The 16,036-nt window shown below is 41.1% G+C and carries 17 protein-coding genes; 7 read left to right on the top strand and 10 right to left on the bottom strand.

The features are described from left to right. Positions 1–109: 109 nt before the first annotated feature. The 4 genes from rho to AL038_RS08365 all read left to right on the top strand — a co-directional run bounded on the left by rho (position 110) and on the right by AL038_RS08365 (position 3,930). The gene (gene rho, locus AL038_RS08380) at positions 110–1,366 is read left to right on the top strand and encodes a transcription termination factor Rho (RefSeq protein ID WP_062151686.1); all 1,257 of its coding nucleotides are present in this window, start codon (positions 110–112) and stop codon (positions 1,364–1,366) included. Positions 1,367–1,399: 33 nt separating this feature from the next. Then, complete coding sequence (locus AL038_RS08375) at positions 1,400–2,311, top strand: glycosyltransferase family 2 protein (RefSeq protein ID WP_062151683.1); 912 nt, start codon at positions 1,400–1,402, stop codon at positions 2,309–2,311. Between the two features lie 68 nt (positions 2,312–2,379). Beyond that, positions 2,380–3,063 (top strand): hypothetical protein, encoded by a 684-nt coding sequence (locus AL038_RS08370; protein ID WP_062151681.1) that lies wholly within the window; start codon positions 2,380–2,382, stop codon positions 3,061–3,063. A gap of 118 nt (positions 3,064–3,181) precedes the next feature. Next, positions 3,182–3,930, top strand: a protein-coding gene (locus tag AL038_RS08365) for an IS5 family transposase (protein WP_201800089.1) whose coding sequence is annotated in 2 segments (ribosomal slippage) — positions 3,182–3,596 and positions 3,596–3,930 — 750 coding nt in all. Because the reading frame shifts where the segments join, the coding sequence is not laid out codon by codon here. A gap of 212 nt (positions 3,931–4,142) precedes the next feature. Here the strand turns inward: AL038_RS08365 and AL038_RS08360 are convergent. Next, positions 4,143–4,466 carry a hypothetical protein gene (locus AL038_RS08360; protein WP_062151678.1) on the bottom strand — a complete coding sequence of 108 codons (324 nt, stop codon included), beginning with the start codon at positions 4,464–4,466 and terminating at the stop codon, positions 4,143–4,145. 122 nt (positions 4,467–4,588) lie between these two features. On the opposite strand from AL038_RS08360, the gene AL038_RS08355 reads away from it, so the two are divergent. Then, positions 4,589–6,166 (top strand): RNA-directed DNA polymerase, encoded by a 1,578-nt coding sequence (locus tag AL038_RS08355; RefSeq protein ID WP_062151675.1) that lies wholly within the window; start codon positions 4,589–4,591, stop codon positions 6,164–6,166. Positions 6,167–6,202: 36 nt separating this feature from the next. Here AL038_RS08355 and AL038_RS08350 read toward each other — a convergent pair whose 3' ends face one another. From AL038_RS08350 to AL038_RS08310, 9 genes are all read right to left on the bottom strand, one after another. Continuing rightward, complete coding sequence (locus AL038_RS08350) at positions 6,203–8,179, bottom strand: ribonuclease catalytic domain-containing protein (protein ID WP_062151672.1); 1,977 nt, start codon at positions 8,177–8,179, stop codon at positions 6,203–6,205. Between the two features lie 72 nt (positions 8,180–8,251). Then, positions 8,252–9,178: an LpxL/LpxP family Kdo(2)-lipid IV(A) lauroyl/palmitoleoyl acyltransferase gene (gene lpxL / locus AL038_RS08345; RefSeq protein WP_062151669.1), complete on the bottom strand. Its 927-nt coding sequence runs from the start codon at positions 9,176–9,178 to the stop codon at positions 8,252–8,254. A gap of 65 nt (positions 9,179–9,243) precedes the next feature. Beyond that, positions 9,244–10,236 carry an Rpn family recombination-promoting nuclease/putative transposase gene (locus AL038_RS08340; protein ID WP_062151666.1) on the bottom strand — a complete coding sequence of 331 codons (993 nt, stop codon included), beginning with the start codon at positions 10,234–10,236 and terminating at the stop codon, positions 9,244–9,246. 36 nt (positions 10,237–10,272) lie between these two features. Continuing rightward, a complete protein-coding gene (gene accA, locus AL038_RS08335) occupies positions 10,273–11,232 on the bottom strand; it encodes an acetyl-CoA carboxylase carboxyl transferase subunit alpha (RefSeq protein ID WP_062151664.1) in 960 nt (319 codons plus the stop codon). Between the two features lie 8 nt (positions 11,233–11,240). Then, positions 11,241–11,945, bottom strand: coding sequence for a HugZ family pyridoxamine 5'-phosphate oxidase (locus AL038_RS08330; protein ID WP_066246111.1), 705 nt, complete (start codon positions 11,943–11,945; stop codon positions 11,241–11,243). Between the two features lie 5 nt (positions 11,946–11,950). Continuing rightward, the gene (locus tag AL038_RS08325) at positions 11,951–13,027 is read right to left on the bottom strand and encodes an NAD(P)H-dependent glycerol-3-phosphate dehydrogenase (protein ID WP_336603612.1); all 1,077 of its coding nucleotides are present in this window, start codon (positions 13,025–13,027) and stop codon (positions 11,951–11,953) included. Then, a complete protein-coding gene (secB, locus tag AL038_RS08320; RefSeq protein ID WP_062151658.1) occupies positions 12,984–13,463 on the bottom strand; it encodes a protein-export chaperone SecB in 480 nt (159 codons plus the stop codon). The genes AL038_RS08325 and secB overlap by 44 nt, the downstream gene beginning before the upstream one ends. A gap of 60 nt (positions 13,464–13,523) precedes the next feature. Then, positions 13,524–13,994, bottom strand: coding sequence for a rhodanese-like domain-containing protein (locus AL038_RS08315; protein WP_062151655.1), 471 nt, complete (start codon positions 13,992–13,994; stop codon positions 13,524–13,526). Positions 13,995–14,118: 124 nt separating this feature from the next. Further along, the gene (locus AL038_RS08310; protein ID WP_062155422.1) at positions 14,119–14,442 is read right to left on the bottom strand and encodes an ArsR/SmtB family transcription factor; all 324 of its coding nucleotides are present in this window, start codon (positions 14,440–14,442) and stop codon (positions 14,119–14,121) included. Between the two features lie 513 nt (positions 14,443–14,955). Here AL038_RS08310 and gpmA point away from each other — a divergent pair. Together gpmA and AL038_RS08300 are read left to right on the top strand one after the other, a co-directional pair. Further along, entirely contained in the window at positions 14,956–15,702 is a 747-nt protein-coding gene (gene gpmA / locus AL038_RS08305) for a 2,3-diphosphoglycerate-dependent phosphoglycerate mutase (RefSeq protein WP_062151652.1), read from the top strand. A gap of 142 nt (positions 15,703–15,844) precedes the next feature. Then, positions 15,845–15,994: a hypothetical protein gene (locus tag AL038_RS08300; protein ID WP_161575453.1), complete on the top strand. Its 150-nt coding sequence runs from the start codon at positions 15,845–15,847 to the stop codon at positions 15,992–15,994. The last annotated feature ends 42 nt before the right edge of the window (positions 15,995–16,036 follow it).

The following is a 16,036-nucleotide window of genomic DNA, read 5'->3' as shown; positions in this document are numbered from 1 at the left end:
CCGCACTGATGCCTTGTTGACTACAATGTATCATCCGCGACCCCTAAGCAATCTCCACCAAAACCGTTCTTAATCATTCCTGCAACACATCTCTACCCTACATACAATTATGAATCTAACCGAACTTAAGAAAAAAAATGCTAGTGAACTTATCCAAATGGCGCAGGATTTGGGACTAGAGGGGACAGCCCGCGCCCGTAAGCAAGATATAATCTTTGCCCTCCTCAAAGCCCATGCCAAAAAAGGCGAAGATATTTTTGGTGATGGTGTACTCGAAATTCTACAAGACGGTTTTGGATTTTTGCGCTCCGCCGATAGCTCTTATTTAGCGGGTCCTGATGATATTTACGTTTCCCCCAGCCAAATTCGTCGTTTTAATCTCCATACAGGCGACACCGTCTCAGGTAAAATTCGCCCGCCCAAAGAAGGTGAACGTTATTTTGCCCTGTTAAAAGTAAGTGAAATTAACTTTGAAGCCCCTGAACAAGCTAAAAATAAAGTTCTATTTGAAAATCTTACCCCCTTATTTGCCAATGATCGCTTCCGCCTAGAACTTGGTAACGGCAGTACCGAAGATGTAACCCCCCGCATCATAGACCTCATCGCCCCTATCGGCAAAGGACAACGCGGCATGATAGTTTCCTCACCAAAATCAGGGAAAACTATGATGCTACAAAGTATTGCCCATTCCATCGCTATCAATCACCCAGAATGCTACCTCATCGTATTATTGATTGATGAACGCCCTGAAGAAGTTACCGAAATGATGCGCTCGGTTAAAGGCGAAGTCGTCTCCAGTACCTTTGACGAACCTGCAACCCGTCACGTACAAGTTGCTGAAATGGTTATTGAAAAAGCCAAGCGATTGGTTGAACACAAACGCGATGTTGTTATTTTACTAGACTCCATTACCCGTTTAGCCCGTGCCTACAACACCATTGTGCCTTCCTCTGGTAAAGTCCTTACAGGTGGTGTAGATGCCAATGCACTGCAACGTCCCAAACGCTTTTTTGGTGCAGCACGCAATATAGAAGAAGGCGGCAGTTTAACCATCATCGCTACTGCGCTCGTCGACACAGGCTCACGGATGGACGACGTGATTTATGAAGAATTCAAAGGTACAGGCAATAACGAACTACATTTAGACCGCGAAATTGCCGAAAAACGCATTTATCCTGCCATCAATATCAATCGCTCAGGCACACGCCGTGAAGAACTACTAGTAAGTGCAGAAGACCTACAAAAAACGTGGATACTTCGCAAACTCCTACACCCGATGGACAACATTGCCGCGATGGAATTCCTCATGGATAGACTAAAACTGACTAAAAACAATGCTGAATTCTTTGACTCCATGAAACGCTAACCAACGCCACTCATCTCCTAAAGAGCCTACGCCTTGTCGGATACTACCGTTTTATCCTCTACAACTGCACCTTTTGTCTCTGTCATTATCGTCAACTACAACGGTGGTGACTTACTCACCCGCTGTGTGTTATCTGCACTATCCTCGCAACAAGTTGAGTTTGAAATATTTGTTGTCGATAACGCCTCAGATGACACAAGCCTTGCTACCCTACGCACAGCGGTTGGCACAGATAAACGGGTGCAAATTCTACAAAATACACAAAATGAAGGCTTTGCCAAAGCCTCAAACCGTCCGCTTCCACAAACGCATGGACAATACCTACTATTTCTTAACCCCGACTGCATTATCCAACCAAATACCCTGCACCGTTTCTGTCAAACGCTTGATACCCATCCAGAAGCAGGGATGGCAGGCGCGCTGGTTCGCAACCCCGACGGCACAGAGCAAGCAGGCAGTCGGCGTGGTACACCCAGCCCTTGGCGGTCAGTTGTACGGGTTCTGCACTTAGACAAATTCTTTCCCAACAATCCACGATTTAAAAGTTTCGTCTTAACCCAAGAAGCCATGCCAACAACAGCGGTTCCGATGGAAGGCATTTCTGGCGCGTGCATGTTTGTGCGCCGTCAAGCAATGGAACAAGTCGGAACAATGGACGAAGCCTATTTTCTCCACTGCGAAGATTTAGACTGGTTTATGCGTTTTCGCCAAGCGGGCTGGATTATCCTCTTTGTTCCAACCATTGAAGTACTGCACATCAAAGGCGCGTGTAGTCGTCGCCACCCTATCCGTGTTCTCTGGTACAAACATCGTGGGATGGTACGATACTACCGCAAATTTTTTCGCCAACAATATCCTATCTGGCTACAATGGGGAGTGATTATCGCAGTTTGGACACGTTTTGCTATGCTATTAGTCATTAATAGCGTATTGCGTAAACAATGAGTACAAATGGATTTAAGTAATATGTCATTAATCTAAAAATCTTAAATTTACAAAAGGGGGATACCACAATGGAAGTTCGTTTTAGTCAACGTCCGGGCTGTTGGGAACGGGATTTACAACGCCAATATCAAAATCCCCTGTTTGCCGAACTGCGGGAACATGAAGTTACTCAAACAGAAGTTGACCTTGCTCAAGAACGCGATGAAGCAGAACAAATTAAATTTGCAAATCAGTTTCAAAGCCTTTTAGAAGAAGTTGCTACACTACAATCCGAAGTAGAAGCAGATGTAATCCTCCGCTTACGCACAAAAATTGACAGCCTTTATGAACACTGTGCAGGCTTAGGCGGAAAAGATTATGCGATGGAAAAAAATGCGCTGATGAAACTCAGCCAATTGATTGTAGAATCCATCAACGCCAGCGGTCTTCAAGACCCAGAAACCTTGAAAGAACTAGAAAAAGAAATGGTTGCTCGTCAATTACATTTCAGCTTATTAGAACACGCACTAATAGCGCATCTATTACATCCCGAATCTCCCATTGATGAAGCCAGCATCGTGCCGACATTACTGTCAGAAGACAATAATGTATTACGAGCAGCAATGACGTTATTTGGTGCAGAACAACAACGGGTTATTTGTGCAGCAGCACGGGATTTAATCAAACGATTACAAGTAGATGGGCAACGTATCCCTGCCGTCGTTTGGTTACGTTTAGAAACAATGGAACAGCCAATTTTAAGACTGCATTAGTTGGGCAAAAACAAAATGGGTTTGGTGAAATAGTTGTGTACCACGTTAGGGCGTGTCATCAAATAGTAAAAAATGTTATATTATAATCATATACCCAGATATCGCCAAGGATAAAACAATGAGTCGTCGCTATGCCTTAACCGATGAACAATGGTCAAAACTAGAACCGCTACTCCCTGGGCGTAAAGGACATGTCGGGATGACGGCTAAAGATAACCGCTTGTTTATTGATGCTGTTCTATTCCGTTATCGCAGTGGCATTCCTTGGCGCGACCTCCCCGAACGCTTTGGTGATTTCCGTGTCGTCCATACCCGCTTCAGTCGTTGGTCTAAGAAAGGTGTCTGGGAACGTGTTTTCAAGATACTAAGTGCCGATGCCGATAATGAATATGCCATGATAGACAGCACAATAGTTAGAGCGCATCAACATAGTAGTGGTGGTGGCGCAGATGAAGCCATTGGACGTAGCGCAGGGGGTTTAAGTACCAAGATTAACTCCGTTGTTGACGCACTGGGCAATCCGACCCTTTTTTTTTGACTGCGGGACAGGCAAGCGACCTTGAAGGGGCTGATGCTCTTATTCCTCAGATAAAGGCAAACGCTTTATTGGCTGATAAGGCTTATGATGCAGATGAACGGGTTAGAGATGTTTTAAAACAGCAAGGCATAGAACCTGTGATTCCGTTCAGGAAAAATCGTTTAAATCCACCTGATTATGATAAAGCTCTTTATAAGGCACGTTATTTAATCGAGCATTTCTTTGGTAAATTAAAGCAATATCGTGCAATAGCTACACGATATGATAAACGCGCTAGGAATTTCTTAAGTGGGGTTTATTTGGCTTCTACCTTGATTCTTTTAGCTTGAACCTTTAACCCTTCTTATTTGATGACAGGCTCTAATGCTCATGAAGCTGTTTAGCGTTTTATTGGAGATAAATGAGTATTAAAGTGGGAGAAAGGTAAATATAGATTATGTTAGCGTATAGCATACTGTTAAAAATAATTTATAAAAATTAGTGTATTATGGCGTGAAAACGCACATCAAATATACCCGCCTTATGCGGGCTATTTAATCCGTTATTTTTTGAAAAATAATTGTTTTATTGCAAAAATCATCAACGCAATAATTTGTATTAACAATAAAGTTGCAAAGATTATTTTCGCTTGAGTCTGGTGCGTCGGATTTATGGCGTGTTTATCAGATGCAGCCAAAATTAGACTCGGTGATAAGAACAAGATATTTACTATGTTGATAATTACCGCAGACAAACCAAGCGTTGTTCCTTTTCCAGCAGAAAAAAACGCTAATAAACCCGATAACCCTGCCATAAAATAACCAATGACGGGAACGAAAATGCCTATAATGGACAGAACAAATGCGGAAATCCCAAATGCTTGCATGTTTCACCTTCTTGCTGTAGAAGTATCTAAAAATTATATTCTGTAAAAAAATGAATATTCGTATTCTAAATTTAATAAGCGGAGTTTGGATTTAAGCAGGTTATTTTACGGAAATCAATACAATGAACAAGAGTTATTATGAGTTGATGGATGAAATTACTAAAGAGGAATTGTTAGAGGGTTTAGTAGGATATGGTTTATTTCATGAAAGCATTCCGCCTATTCTTACCTCAAAACCTTTTTATGATTTTTGCCAAAATTTAAACAATGAGGCTTTTTTTGAGACAATAAAAGAAAGAAAATTTATCCAATACGAAAGTATGAGAAATATTAGTATTCCCAGAGTTCTTGCAATTCCTCATCCAATGGCATACTGGAATTTATGCAATGTCTTATCTCAATCTTGGGAAGAGATTAAGGAACGCTTCAAAGAGAAAACGGAAAATAACCCTTTTAAAATAAGCAGGATACATATTAGAAAACTAAAAAATGAAGATAGATTATTTAAAATGAGTTATAAAAATTTTCAGGTAGATAGCTCTCCTGAATTTGATTTATCAATAGGTAAGAAATATCTTGTGAAAGCTGATATTTCTAACTGCTTTCCAAGTTTTTATACACATTCCATTCCTTGGGCACTTGTTGGTAAAGATATAGCTAAACAAAATAAAAACAGTAATAATCTTTATTATAATAAAATAGATAAATTTGCTAGAAATTTGAAAGATGCAGAAACCCATGGAATTTTAATAGGTCCTGATGCGTCAAATATTCTTTCTGAAATCATTTTAACTTCAATAGATAATATTATGACTAGCGATGGCTTTTATTATATTAGAAATATTGATGACTATGCTTTTTATGCACAATCATACGAGGAGGCAGAAAAGTTTTTATTATCTCTTGCCGCTACACTAAAAGAATTTAGCTTATCGCTTAATTATAAAAAAACAGAGATTTTACCATTGCCTTTAGCATCTAATGAGCATTGGATAACAAGACTTAATAGCTTGATTTTACCAGATAAGTTAAACTTCAAAGAAGTCAGAATATATTTAGATATTGCAATAGAATTGATGCAATGTAGTGGTGATAATTTAGCCGTTATTAACTATGTTACTAAAACTTTAGCAAATAAAAAAATGACAATAAATGCTAAAGAATTCTATGTAAAAAGAATTCATCACTTGGTACTACTTTATCCTTATTTAGTACGCATTTTGGAAAAAGATATTTTTTTAGCTCATGAGATAGAACAGAAGGATATTAAATCAATTGCCGATAATTTATTTAAAATTGCTTCTGCAAATAGACAATATGAAGCAGTAAGTTATGCTATTTATTTTGCAATAAAAAATAACTTTAAATTAAATGCAGAGCAAAAGTTATATAACTTTGCTGAAGAGAGCAACGATTGCATATTCATGCTTCTTGCCTATTTATATGACAAAAAGTTTAGTGTTGGTAAGGCTATGGAATATAAAGATTTGGCGAAAAGCTTTATTGTTGTGACTACGAATCAGAATAATCAGAATAAGAAGAAGATTAATATTGATGAGTTTTGGCTATTTATCTACGAAGCTTTATCCCTTTCTGATTTATACGAAAATTTACTCCCTTCTGATTTAGAAAATGAAGCTGAATGGAAAACGCTAAAGGAAAACGATATTTCTTTTTTAAAACCAGAATTTAGGAATTAAAAGCAGTGTACAATATATCCTACACTGCCTTAACTTTTATACCACCTTCAACCTTGCATACCCATCCCGAACCCGTATTTTATCCACCATCACAGTAACCACCTGACCCAATTCTAAACGGTCATTTCCGCCTAAAAAGCCATCAATGCCCCATGGGCGCATCTCAACTTTATAACCCCCTTTTACCGTATCCAATAACATTGCTTGAAAGGGTTGTTCACTCCATGATTCTTGCAAATACTGCATAAAAAAGCGTTTTTTCGCGTCATTTTCTACCGAGCGAGATTCGCGCGAAGTGCGTTCGGCGGTTTCTAAAACTTTGAATAATTCATCTTGGTCATACGGTAACGGCTCACCAACGATGTGGGCGACGAGTTGGCGTTGCATAACTAAATCGGCAAAACGACGGAGTGGCGATGTTAATTGTGTGTAGGCTGATAAGCCTAGTCCGCTGTGTCCTGCGGGTTGTAGCGATAAACTTGAAGGACGTAATAATTTACGTACGCGATAAAAACCTAATGGTTCTGCTAATAATTCGGGCGTAATGGGTTCTAATGGAGATTCTTGTGTACGGTAGATAATCGGCACTTGATGATGTTGTGCGTATTTTGCAGCAATATGGTTTGCTAGAATCATCATTTCTGCAACAAGCAGGCGACTGGGTGAGTCTTTATCTAAAATTTCTACAGAAACTTGCCCGTTGGAAACTTTAATTTTTAATTCAGGACGTTGTAAATTAAACGCACCTTCCGCTAAGCGTTGGGCTTGACGTTGTTTGGCGATGTTTAAGAGTTGTTGTAAAGCAAGGGTGTCGTTGTCGGTTTCTGTACTGGCAAGCATTTTGTCTGCGTCGCTGTAGTGGAGGCGACGGCGGACGATAATCGGTTCTCGACTAATACTGCTGTTTATTAGATTTGCATCTTTGTCTAGCCATGCACGCAGTAGGATAGCGGAGCGGACTTGTTGTGGTGCAAGGCTTGCGATGTTGCAAGAAACGCTTTCGGGGAGCATTAGAACGGTTTGAGTGGGTAAATAAACCGTTGTGCCACGGCGCATGGCTTCGCGGTCTAAGACATCTCCGCGATGGATAACGACAGAGGGGTCAGCAATTGCAATGGTGATTTTCCAGTTGTCGCCATCTGTTTCAATGGTTAATGCGTCGTCAACTTCGCGCGTTTCTTCGTCATCAATGCTGAAAAAAACGTCGGTAATTTTTTGTTCTGCTGGGGGATTCCAATGTGTGATAGCTTGAGCGGCTTCGTTGACTGTTGTCGAAAATTCGGGTTTTAAGCCTGCAACGATGACATCACGGTCAGCATTGGCGGGTAAGCGTCCGCTTTTTTGTAGCACTTCAAAAGCCAATTCGCGGGAATTTAAACGGGCAGATTCTGCAATACGTTCAATAAGTTCGCTTATGTCTTTGTCGGTATCGCCACGTAACCAGCATTCTAGGCGTTCTATGAAGGGTAATATTTCAGGTGTGACGGTTGCACTGTCTTGATAAGCCGCATTTTTTAGCCATTCGTTGGCGAGTAATTGGGCTTTAGCTCGGGCTTGTTCGCGTTCACGTTGTAGTTTTAATTCGGTGATTTGTTCGGTGGTGCGGGCTTCCCAGACTTTGCCACGTCGTTTGAAGTATAAACGGTCATCAGCTAATACGCGCCAAATAGCAACAAAGTGTTCAGCGGTAACATCTCCCCCAAAATAAAGTTCTGCGATGTCATTGATATCCGTCAACTGCATGTCGAGCGCAGTTTCCCAGAGTAGTGCGATGTCGATTTGACTGCGGAGGCTATCAATAATGGTTTGGAGATTGAAGGCGAGATTTTGCCATTCATTCAGGTCGCGGACATCACTGTGATATTGCCAGAGTAATTTTTCTTCAGAGACGCGCGTATCGCGTCCTTTTTCGTTCACAGCTTGGATTTTGTTTTTAACCCGTTTGCTGATGCAAATAAATTGTACGTTGTCATCATCTTGTGCTGCCCACACTTGCCCATCAAAATCAGTCACGACAATTCCTATCTACGGTTGGAGGTGAATGGGGTGATCATACGCAGGTTGTGTTTTTCTGCAAATAGTGTGTTATGCGTCATAAAATGATTTTTCTCCCGCTGGGCGGTCTTTAAAGCGTCGGTGTGTCCATAAATATTGTTCTGGCACTTCACGTATTTGGTTTTCAATGATTTTATTTAAGCGATTGGTATCGGTTAAATAGTCTCCGCTGGGAAAATTATCTAGGGGGGGTAAGTAAATAATTTTGTAGCCTTGTTGGTTGGGGAGTCGTTGGGTAAAAAAAGGGATGATGACAGAATCGCTAAATCCTGCCAAACGGCTAACAACCGTATTGGTAGCAGTGGGAATGCCGAAGAAATTGGCAAATACGCTGTTTTTATGTCCAAAGTTTTGGTCTGTGGCTAACCAAAGAATTTTATTTGCTTTTAAACTACGAAGCATTTCGCGCACGGCATCACGACGAATGGCTTTTTCAGCGTGTTTTTCGCGGCTGTAATGAGTGACGTATTCTAAAACAGGATTTCGGTGGTGTCGGTAAATAGCATGTATTTGTTTAGGAAAGCGTGTGGTGACATAACGCCCCCCCATTTCTAGGGCGGTAAAGTGCGCGCTTAATAAAATTATGCCTTTGTTGCGTTCAAGGGCTTTTATGACGTGTTCTTCGCCAATAACATGCCATTGTACTTTGAGGCGATTGGTGGGCATCCACCATGCGGAGAGGAGTTCTAGCAAGCCTTCGCCCAGTACAAAAAAACTTTCTTTAACGAGTGTAAGACGTTCGCTATCACTGCGTTCAGGGAAACATAGGTTGATGTTGATAGTTGCAATATGACGACGACGCGATGCAAGCAAATAGAGACAATAGCCAATTTGTCGCCCGATAATCAGTTGCCATGGTAGCGGTAAGCGCGTGATAAACCAGAGGATGGCAATGATGAGCCACCAGTGCCAGTATAGGGGAGATAAGGGGGAATGATGGAAAAATTGGGCGAACATTTAGAGGATAGAGTGAGTCATAGATTTTTAAGAAACAATGTCTTGTGTAATTTTATTCTAGTTTATCAATGTTTAATCTGAGCTAATTGTTGAAAAGTAGCCAAAGAATCTGCAAATAGGGCATGTTTCATCAGTTCATCTAAAGTTGCGGTATCTTGTGCATTGTAGATAATCTGTTGAATTTCTAAAGCGGGTTTACCAAAACGGAGGCTTAAACAATTGAGAACAGCATCTTGTTTTCCTTCTATTTTACCCTCTAATTTGCCTTCAAGTATTCCTTCTAATTTGCCTTCTTCTCGTCCTTTTTGAATGCCTTCTGCATACCAAGCCTCTACACGTTCGGCTAACATAACTTTTATCTCCTGTAGTTCTACTAAGTTCGATAACTGACTATCGGGTAAATGTTTAGGTATGTAAACCCGTTTTAGCCATATCACAAAGGTATTTCTGATGCTGAGTTGTTCGGGGGCTTTGAGCCACTCAATCAGTGCGTTTAATACAGCAATAATTTCTGCTTCCGTTTGCCCTTTTTCTATGCGGAATAACGCAGCAACTAGGTTGTGTAAAGAGGATAATTCTGCTGTGGTGTAACTGCCTTCGTCTATTAGTAAATAGTGTAGTTGGGGTTGGTAGTTTTGTAAGGGGGAAGGTTCTATCAAATCTTGTACATTTAGAGGGGCTGTCCACCGTCGACTACCGTTGTACAAAACAATGGGCAAAACAGGCGGCAATTTGTCAGTGGTTATGCCACTTTTTATCAGGTCTTGATAGAGTAAGCCGATGTAAACCATTAGGCGTATTGCCATGTAGTTATCTATACTAGATTGAAATTCCATCAGAATATACACGTACAACCATTTATTTTGCCAACGAATTCGCCAGATAATATCGTTGTCCCGACTGCGTAAGTCTTCACTGGTAAACTGACCACTGACTTTTTCTAATGTGGAAAAATCTAGTTCTTGCACCCAATCTTCATGAACAAAGCCTTGTAATAAGTCTTTGACCATTTCTGGGTGTGAAAAGAATAGTTTATAACTTTGGTCATGGTCAGTCATGCCACTGGCTCGGGGAGTGCGTGGGTGAATCCTAATTTATGCTTCTTCAAACACACCAAATTGCATAAACCGTTGATAGCGAGACTCTAATAGGTCTTCTATGGTTAGTTCGTCTAAGACTTTCAGTGTGCTTTGTAAAATTTGACTCATATTTTCCATCATTTGCGGTACGTCTCGATGCGCCCCACCTAATGGTTCAGGGATAATGATGTCAATTAGCCCCAATTCTTTTAAGCGTTTAGAGGTTAAATTCATTGCTTCTGCCGCTTCTGGGGCTTTATCCGCGCTTTTCCATAAAATAGATGCGCAACCTTCGGGTGAAATCACGGAGTATGTGCTGTATTCCAACATGGCAACTCTATCGCCAACCCCAATGGCTAGCGCACCGCCCGACCCGCCTTCGCCAACCACTGTGCAGATAATAGGTACTGTTAGCCCTATCATTTCGTAGAGGTTACGGGCAATAGCTTCGCTTTGTCCACGTTCTTCTGCGTCCACACCGGGATAAGCACCGGGGGTGTCGATGAAGGTTAAAATGGGTAAGCGAAATCGTTCTGCCATGCGCATTAGTCGTAAGGCTTTACGGTAGCCTTCTGGGCGGGGCATTCCAAAATTGCGTTGAATTTTTTCCCGTGTGCTGCGCCCTTTTTGGTGTCCAATAACCATTACGGAACGACCCGCTAAGCGGGCTAATCCACCGATAATCGCTTCGTCGTCGGCAAACGCTCTATCACCATGTAATTCTTTAAATTCAGTAAAGACATGTTCGATATAGTCTAATAGGTAGGGGCGTTGCGGATGGCGCGCCAGTTGGGCGATTTGCCACGCGCTGAGCGCGCTGAAAATAGAACGGGTTAGTTCTTCACTTTTATTTTTGAGCCGTTCTATTTCATCACTGATGTTGATTTCATTATCTTTACCAACATAGCGTAATTCATCAATTTTTGCTTCAAGTTCTGCGATGGGTTGTTCAAACTCTAAAAAATTCAGATTCATTGATTTTTCTACACCTGCGCCATTGCCACGAGGGCTTGTCTAACCTCGGTTATATCTTTAATCGTTTGGTTGAAAGCAAAACGATGCAATCGTTCTACTGCCCGCACATCAAAGCCATCACTGTCCACACCAACCATTGTGAGTGTTTGCCGTACATCAATCACTACGTGTTGCGACGTTTGGTAATAGTGACGCAACGCGGCTTGATGTTCTGTATTAAAGTGTGTCAGCACTTGCTGTTCTTCTTCTGCACTTAATGGATTGGGTTTGACCAATTCATCACTGGCTAACCATTCTATTCGTCCAAATCCGCCAATATAAAGGGCTTTTTTAATAATGAGGCGATAAAAATGAAAATCCAGTTGTTGGTGATACGCTTCACCTTCAGGATAATAACGATAGTAACGTGTTTTACTGTCTTCATCATCCGTTGCCAGCGAACCGACATCCGCTAAACAGGTTAAACGCGGTGCCATTAGCACATTACCTGTGGTTGCTTGGTTAATGGTGAGCGAAACCTTAGGGTGTGCCAAAATATTTTTACTATGTTGGGCTAATCGGCTAATGAGAATCAGCGGGTTGCCTAGTCTGTCCAAACAGTAAGGGACGATTGAACCGAATGGATATTGTGGGTCGTCTGCTAATAAGGTGGAGAGTACGCCGTGTTTATTTTCCAATAGTAAAGCGCGGGCTTCAATTGATTTATCGCTCATTATTATCACATTTCTGGCTTCGGTTCGCGGGCTAACAGGGCTTGTGCAGCTTCTAATAGCGTGCATTGTCCTGTTAAAACGTGGTTGACATGTTCTACAATCGGCATTTCTACCGCGTGTTTTTGTGCTAGTTGGTGAGTGATAGTCGCGGCGTGTACGCCCTCAACCACTTGTCCAACTTGCGCTTGTGCGCTGGTAATGTCTGTTCCCTGCGCAAGATAGTAGCCAAAACGTCGATTACGCGATTGGTTATCTGTACAGGTTAAAACTAAATCGCCTAATCCCGCTAATCCCATAAAGGTTTCACGCTGTCCACCCAGTGCTGTTCCTAAGCGCACGATTTCACTAAGTCCCCGTGTTATTAGAGCCGCTCGGGTATTTGCACCCATTTTTAGTCCGTCAGCAATACCTGTCGCAATGGCAATTACGTTTTTCACCGCGCCGCCAATTTGCACGCCAACCATATCGTTGCTGGTATAAGCACGAAACGAGGAGTGATGAAACAATTGGGCAAGATGACGTGCATAAGCCGTATCATTTGTCGCAATGGTAACAGCCGTTGGTAACGCTGCGGCGACTTCACTCGCAAATGAAGGACCTGACAATACCGCTAACGGAATATTTTCGCCTAATTCTGCACGGGCAACTTCATGTAATAGTAGCCCTGTTTGATATTCTAGCCCTTTTGTCGCCCAGCATAGGCGGTGTTGAGATGTGACATAGGGTTTAATTTTTTGTAAGGTTTCCCGAAAACCATGACTGGGAACAACGATAATAATATCTTGCACCGCAGGCATAAGCGTAGCGAAATCTGTCACAGCTTGCAGGTTATCAGGAAAAGCCGCATTTGGCAGAAACCGCGCATTACAGCGTTGTTCCTGCATTGTGCGAACATGGTCAGGGTTTTTGCCCCATAAATAAACGGGATAGTGTTGGCGGGCAAGTACAAGGGCTAATGCAGTTCCCCATGACCCTGCCCCGAAAACTAATAAGGCGGACGGCAATAACATGCAACGTGTTTTATCAAGTGATAGGAAATTAGGCAGTTGCTGTTGTTGTGCTTTTAGCAGCAGCTTCGTCACGGAGTTGTTGCATCCGTTGCGCATACATCGCGTCGAAATTCATGATGCCAAGTGTTAAAGGAGGGAATCCGCCACGCATGACGAGGTCGGCAACATTCGCACGGGCGTAAGGAAAGAGGATATTTAGGCAATAGCTGTGCAACATGTAATTTAAGCGTTCAGGAATAAAGCCTTGAACCACAAAAACACCAGCTTGTTGAATTTCAATAATAAATGCAGTGCTGTCTTCTACTTTAACTGTTACATTAATTTTCAGGATGACTTCATAGACATCTTGACGTAGAACATTAATACTACTGCTAATTTCTGTTTCTGGGGCTAATTTCCCTTGTGCATTCCACACGTCGGGAGAGCTGGTGGTTTCAAAAGAGACATCTTTAATATAAATCGTACCAATTTGAAAATTTTCTTGTACTTGTTGATTTTCGTCTGCCACAGTTACACTCCTCAAAAAATAAAAAAACGAATGCGATATTTTACATATAGCGCGTATTTATTAAGCTTTTTCAATAGTCACTTCTGTTCCAAGCTTCTCTTTGCTTTCCTTGCCTTTGGTTACGGGTAAATTTGCGTTTTGCCATGCCATTATTCCGCCGCCCAAATTATACACATTCTCGAAACCATTTTTCTTGAGAATCCCTACGGCACTTGCAGAGCGTTGTCCAGACATGCAACTGACGACGATTGGGCGAGAACGGTATTTTTCTAATCGATTCAATTTGCCTTCCAAACTGCCCAAGGGAATATGCAGTGAGTTAATGATATGCCCTTGAATATATTCACTCTCTTCCCGCACATCAACCACAATGGCATCATCATGATTGATTTTCATGGTTACTTCTTGAGGCTGTAATGAAACCCCACCTTGTAAACTATTTAGTGTGTGCCACGCTAACATCCCCGTAACCACAAACAACGCTATAAATAAAAAAGGATGATTGCCTACAAATTCCATCAATTGTCCCATTCGTTTATTTCTCCACAGTTAATCTATAGAAATGAGGGGCAAATAAATTTGTGCCCACGATACAAAAGAATAATCCCCAACTCAATCCGTTTGAGAGGGGGATCATTATATTTCATGCAAGTCATTAGCTACAAAACGAGCAAAAAACTTCACGCATCATACTGATTAAACGAAGGGTTCGCGCATCACCTACACGATAATAAACACGATTTGCATCTTTACGTGATGTTAAAATACCCTTATCCCGCAAAATGGCTAAATGTTGTGAAATATTACTTTGTGACGTACCGACTTGTTCTACAATGTCTTGTACGCTTAATTCATTCTCACCCAATGTGCATAAAATTTTTAATCGCAAGGGATGAGACATTGCTTTCATCGAACGCGCTGCACGTTCAATATCATCATCGTGGGTAATCAGCGCAATCGGTTGAATGTTCTCTGCCATAAATTCTGTTTCCACACAAAGCCTGCTATTTGCTACTATTAAATATTGCCAAATGCTAGCTATTTCAAGTTATCTGCTATGCAGTCCGTCTTTTTATAAAGCATGTTCGCTATTTTGCTTCTCTACGCTCTTATTATATAACAAACTTGTGTAAATCGTTGGTTTATATTCATGGCTTAATTTTTAATTAATATATTTTAATATTCTAATGTAAAAAAACCACCAAAATGTAGGTAAATATCTGGACATTCTCCTATTTCGGGTTAAAATTAATCGCCTGATTAATTAATCTAACCTACTTACAGGACAAGATATTATTTTAAATCAGAGACCATGATTAAAACCAACTTTTTTCCCTCAGTACACAATATAATATTGCCCTAAAAAGCACTATCTACCTATATAAATTTCATTTTTATACCCAGAAAGCCTTTTTCTCCTAAAAATCGTTAAAAGAATAGACTTTAAACCACTTACTAAATTTGACTTATCAACCTATTAAAAGAGTTTACTATGTACAAAATCGTTTTACTCAGACACGGTGAAAGTGTTTGGAATAAAGAAAACCGCTTCACAGGTTGGACAGATGTTGAACTGTCTGCTAAAGGATTAGAAGAAGCAACACAAGCAGGACAACTTTTGAAAAAAGAAGGCTTTATATTTGATATTGCCTATACTTCCGTGTTGAAAAGAGCCATTCGTACCCTGTGGATTACTTTAGACCAAATGGATTTAATGTGGATTCCTGTCTATCGCAACTGGCGATTAAACGAACGGCATTATGGCGCGTTACAAGGACTAAATAAAACCGAAGTCGCGCAACAACATGGTGAGGAAATGGTTAAGGTATGGCGACGTAGCTATGATGTTCCACCCCCTGCCTTAGAAAAGACGGATGCACGTTATGCAGGTAACGACCCACGTTATCACAGCCTCAGTGAAGCAGAATTGCCCCTGACAGAAAGTTTAAAAGAAACCGTCAGCCGTTTTGTGCCTTATTGGGAAGAAACCATTGTGCCTAATATTAAAGCGGGCAAAAAAATCATTATCGTTGCACATGGCAATAGTATTCGTTCACTAATCAAATATTTGGACAATGTGTCGGAAACAGATATTGTGGGCTTAAATATTCCCACCGCTATTCCTTTAGTCTATGAATTAGACGAAAATTGTAAGCCCATCAAACACTATTACTTGGGCGACCAAGCAGCCGTAGAAGCAGCCGTTAATTCGGTCGCCAATCAAGGACAGGCAAAATAATGACCTGTTACTATTCAATGAATAAAATGAATAGTTAAGCCTTATATACGCATCGGTCTATTAACTATAAAACCCTTGAAAGCCTAGCGATGGATAACCATAATCAGATAACCTTCACAATCGTTTCAGTAGAGGTTCGTTTATGATGATTAAATCACTATTAAGTATGGTTTTTATTGCGGCTTTACTGACCAGTGCAACAACATTTGCACAAACATCTGTTACAGGCATGATTGCAACAGATACCCAAGTTATTGCATGTGGTGATGTTGATAAAAAAGACCCTGAGTAAGTGTTAGATTAAAAAAAGGGGATTTTTCCCCTTTTTTATCGT

It is taken from the genome of Beggiatoa leptomitoformis (genome assembly GCF_001305575.3).
Lineage (GTDB): Bacteria > Pseudomonadota > Gammaproteobacteria > Beggiatoales > Beggiatoaceae > Beggiatoa > Beggiatoa leptomitoformis.
The sequence above is the reverse complement of the archived record's forward strand: the minus strand, read 5'-3'. Positions and strand labels throughout refer to the sequence as shown.

Coding starts and splice junctions, on each gene's coding strand:
- rho (WP_062151686.1), top strand. CDS start 110: ATGAATCTAACCGAACTTAAGAAAAAAAATGCTAGTGAACTTATCCAA.
- AL038_RS08370 (WP_062151681.1), top strand. CDS start 2,380: ATGGAAGTTCGTTTTAGTCAACGTCCGGGCTGTTGGGAACGGGATTTA.
- AL038_RS08360 (WP_062151678.1), bottom strand. CDS start 4,466: ATGCAAGCATTTGGGATTTCCGCATTTGTTCTGTCCATTATAGGCATT.
- AL038_RS08355 (WP_062151675.1), top strand. CDS start 4,589: ATGAACAAGAGTTATTATGAGTTGATGGATGAAATTACTAAAGAGGAA.
- lpxL (WP_062151669.1), bottom strand. CDS start 9,178: ATGTTCGCCCAATTTTTCCATCATTCCCCCTTATCTCCCCTATACTGG.
- AL038_RS08340 (WP_062151666.1), bottom strand. CDS start 10,236: ATGACTGACCATGACCAAAGTTATAAACTATTCTTTTCACACCCAGAA.
- accA (WP_062151664.1), bottom strand. CDS start 11,232: ATGAATCTGAATTTTTTAGAGTTTGAACAACCCATCGCAGAACTTGAA.
- AL038_RS08330 (WP_066246111.1), bottom strand. CDS start 11,945: ATGAGCGATAAATCAATTGAAGCCCGCGCTTTACTATTGGAAAATAAA.
- AL038_RS08315 (WP_062151655.1), bottom strand. CDS start 13,994: ATGGGACAATTGATGGAATTTGTAGGCAATCATCCTTTTTTATTTATA.
- AL038_RS08310 (WP_062155422.1), bottom strand. CDS start 14,442: ATGGCAGAGAACATTCAACCGATTGCGCTGATTACCCACGATGATGAT.
- gpmA (WP_062151652.1), top strand. CDS start 14,956: ATGTACAAAATCGTTTTACTCAGACACGGTGAAAGTGTTTGGAATAAA.
- AL038_RS08300 (WP_161575453.1), top strand. CDS start 15,845: ATGATGATTAAATCACTATTAAGTATGGTTTTTATTGCGGCTTTACTG.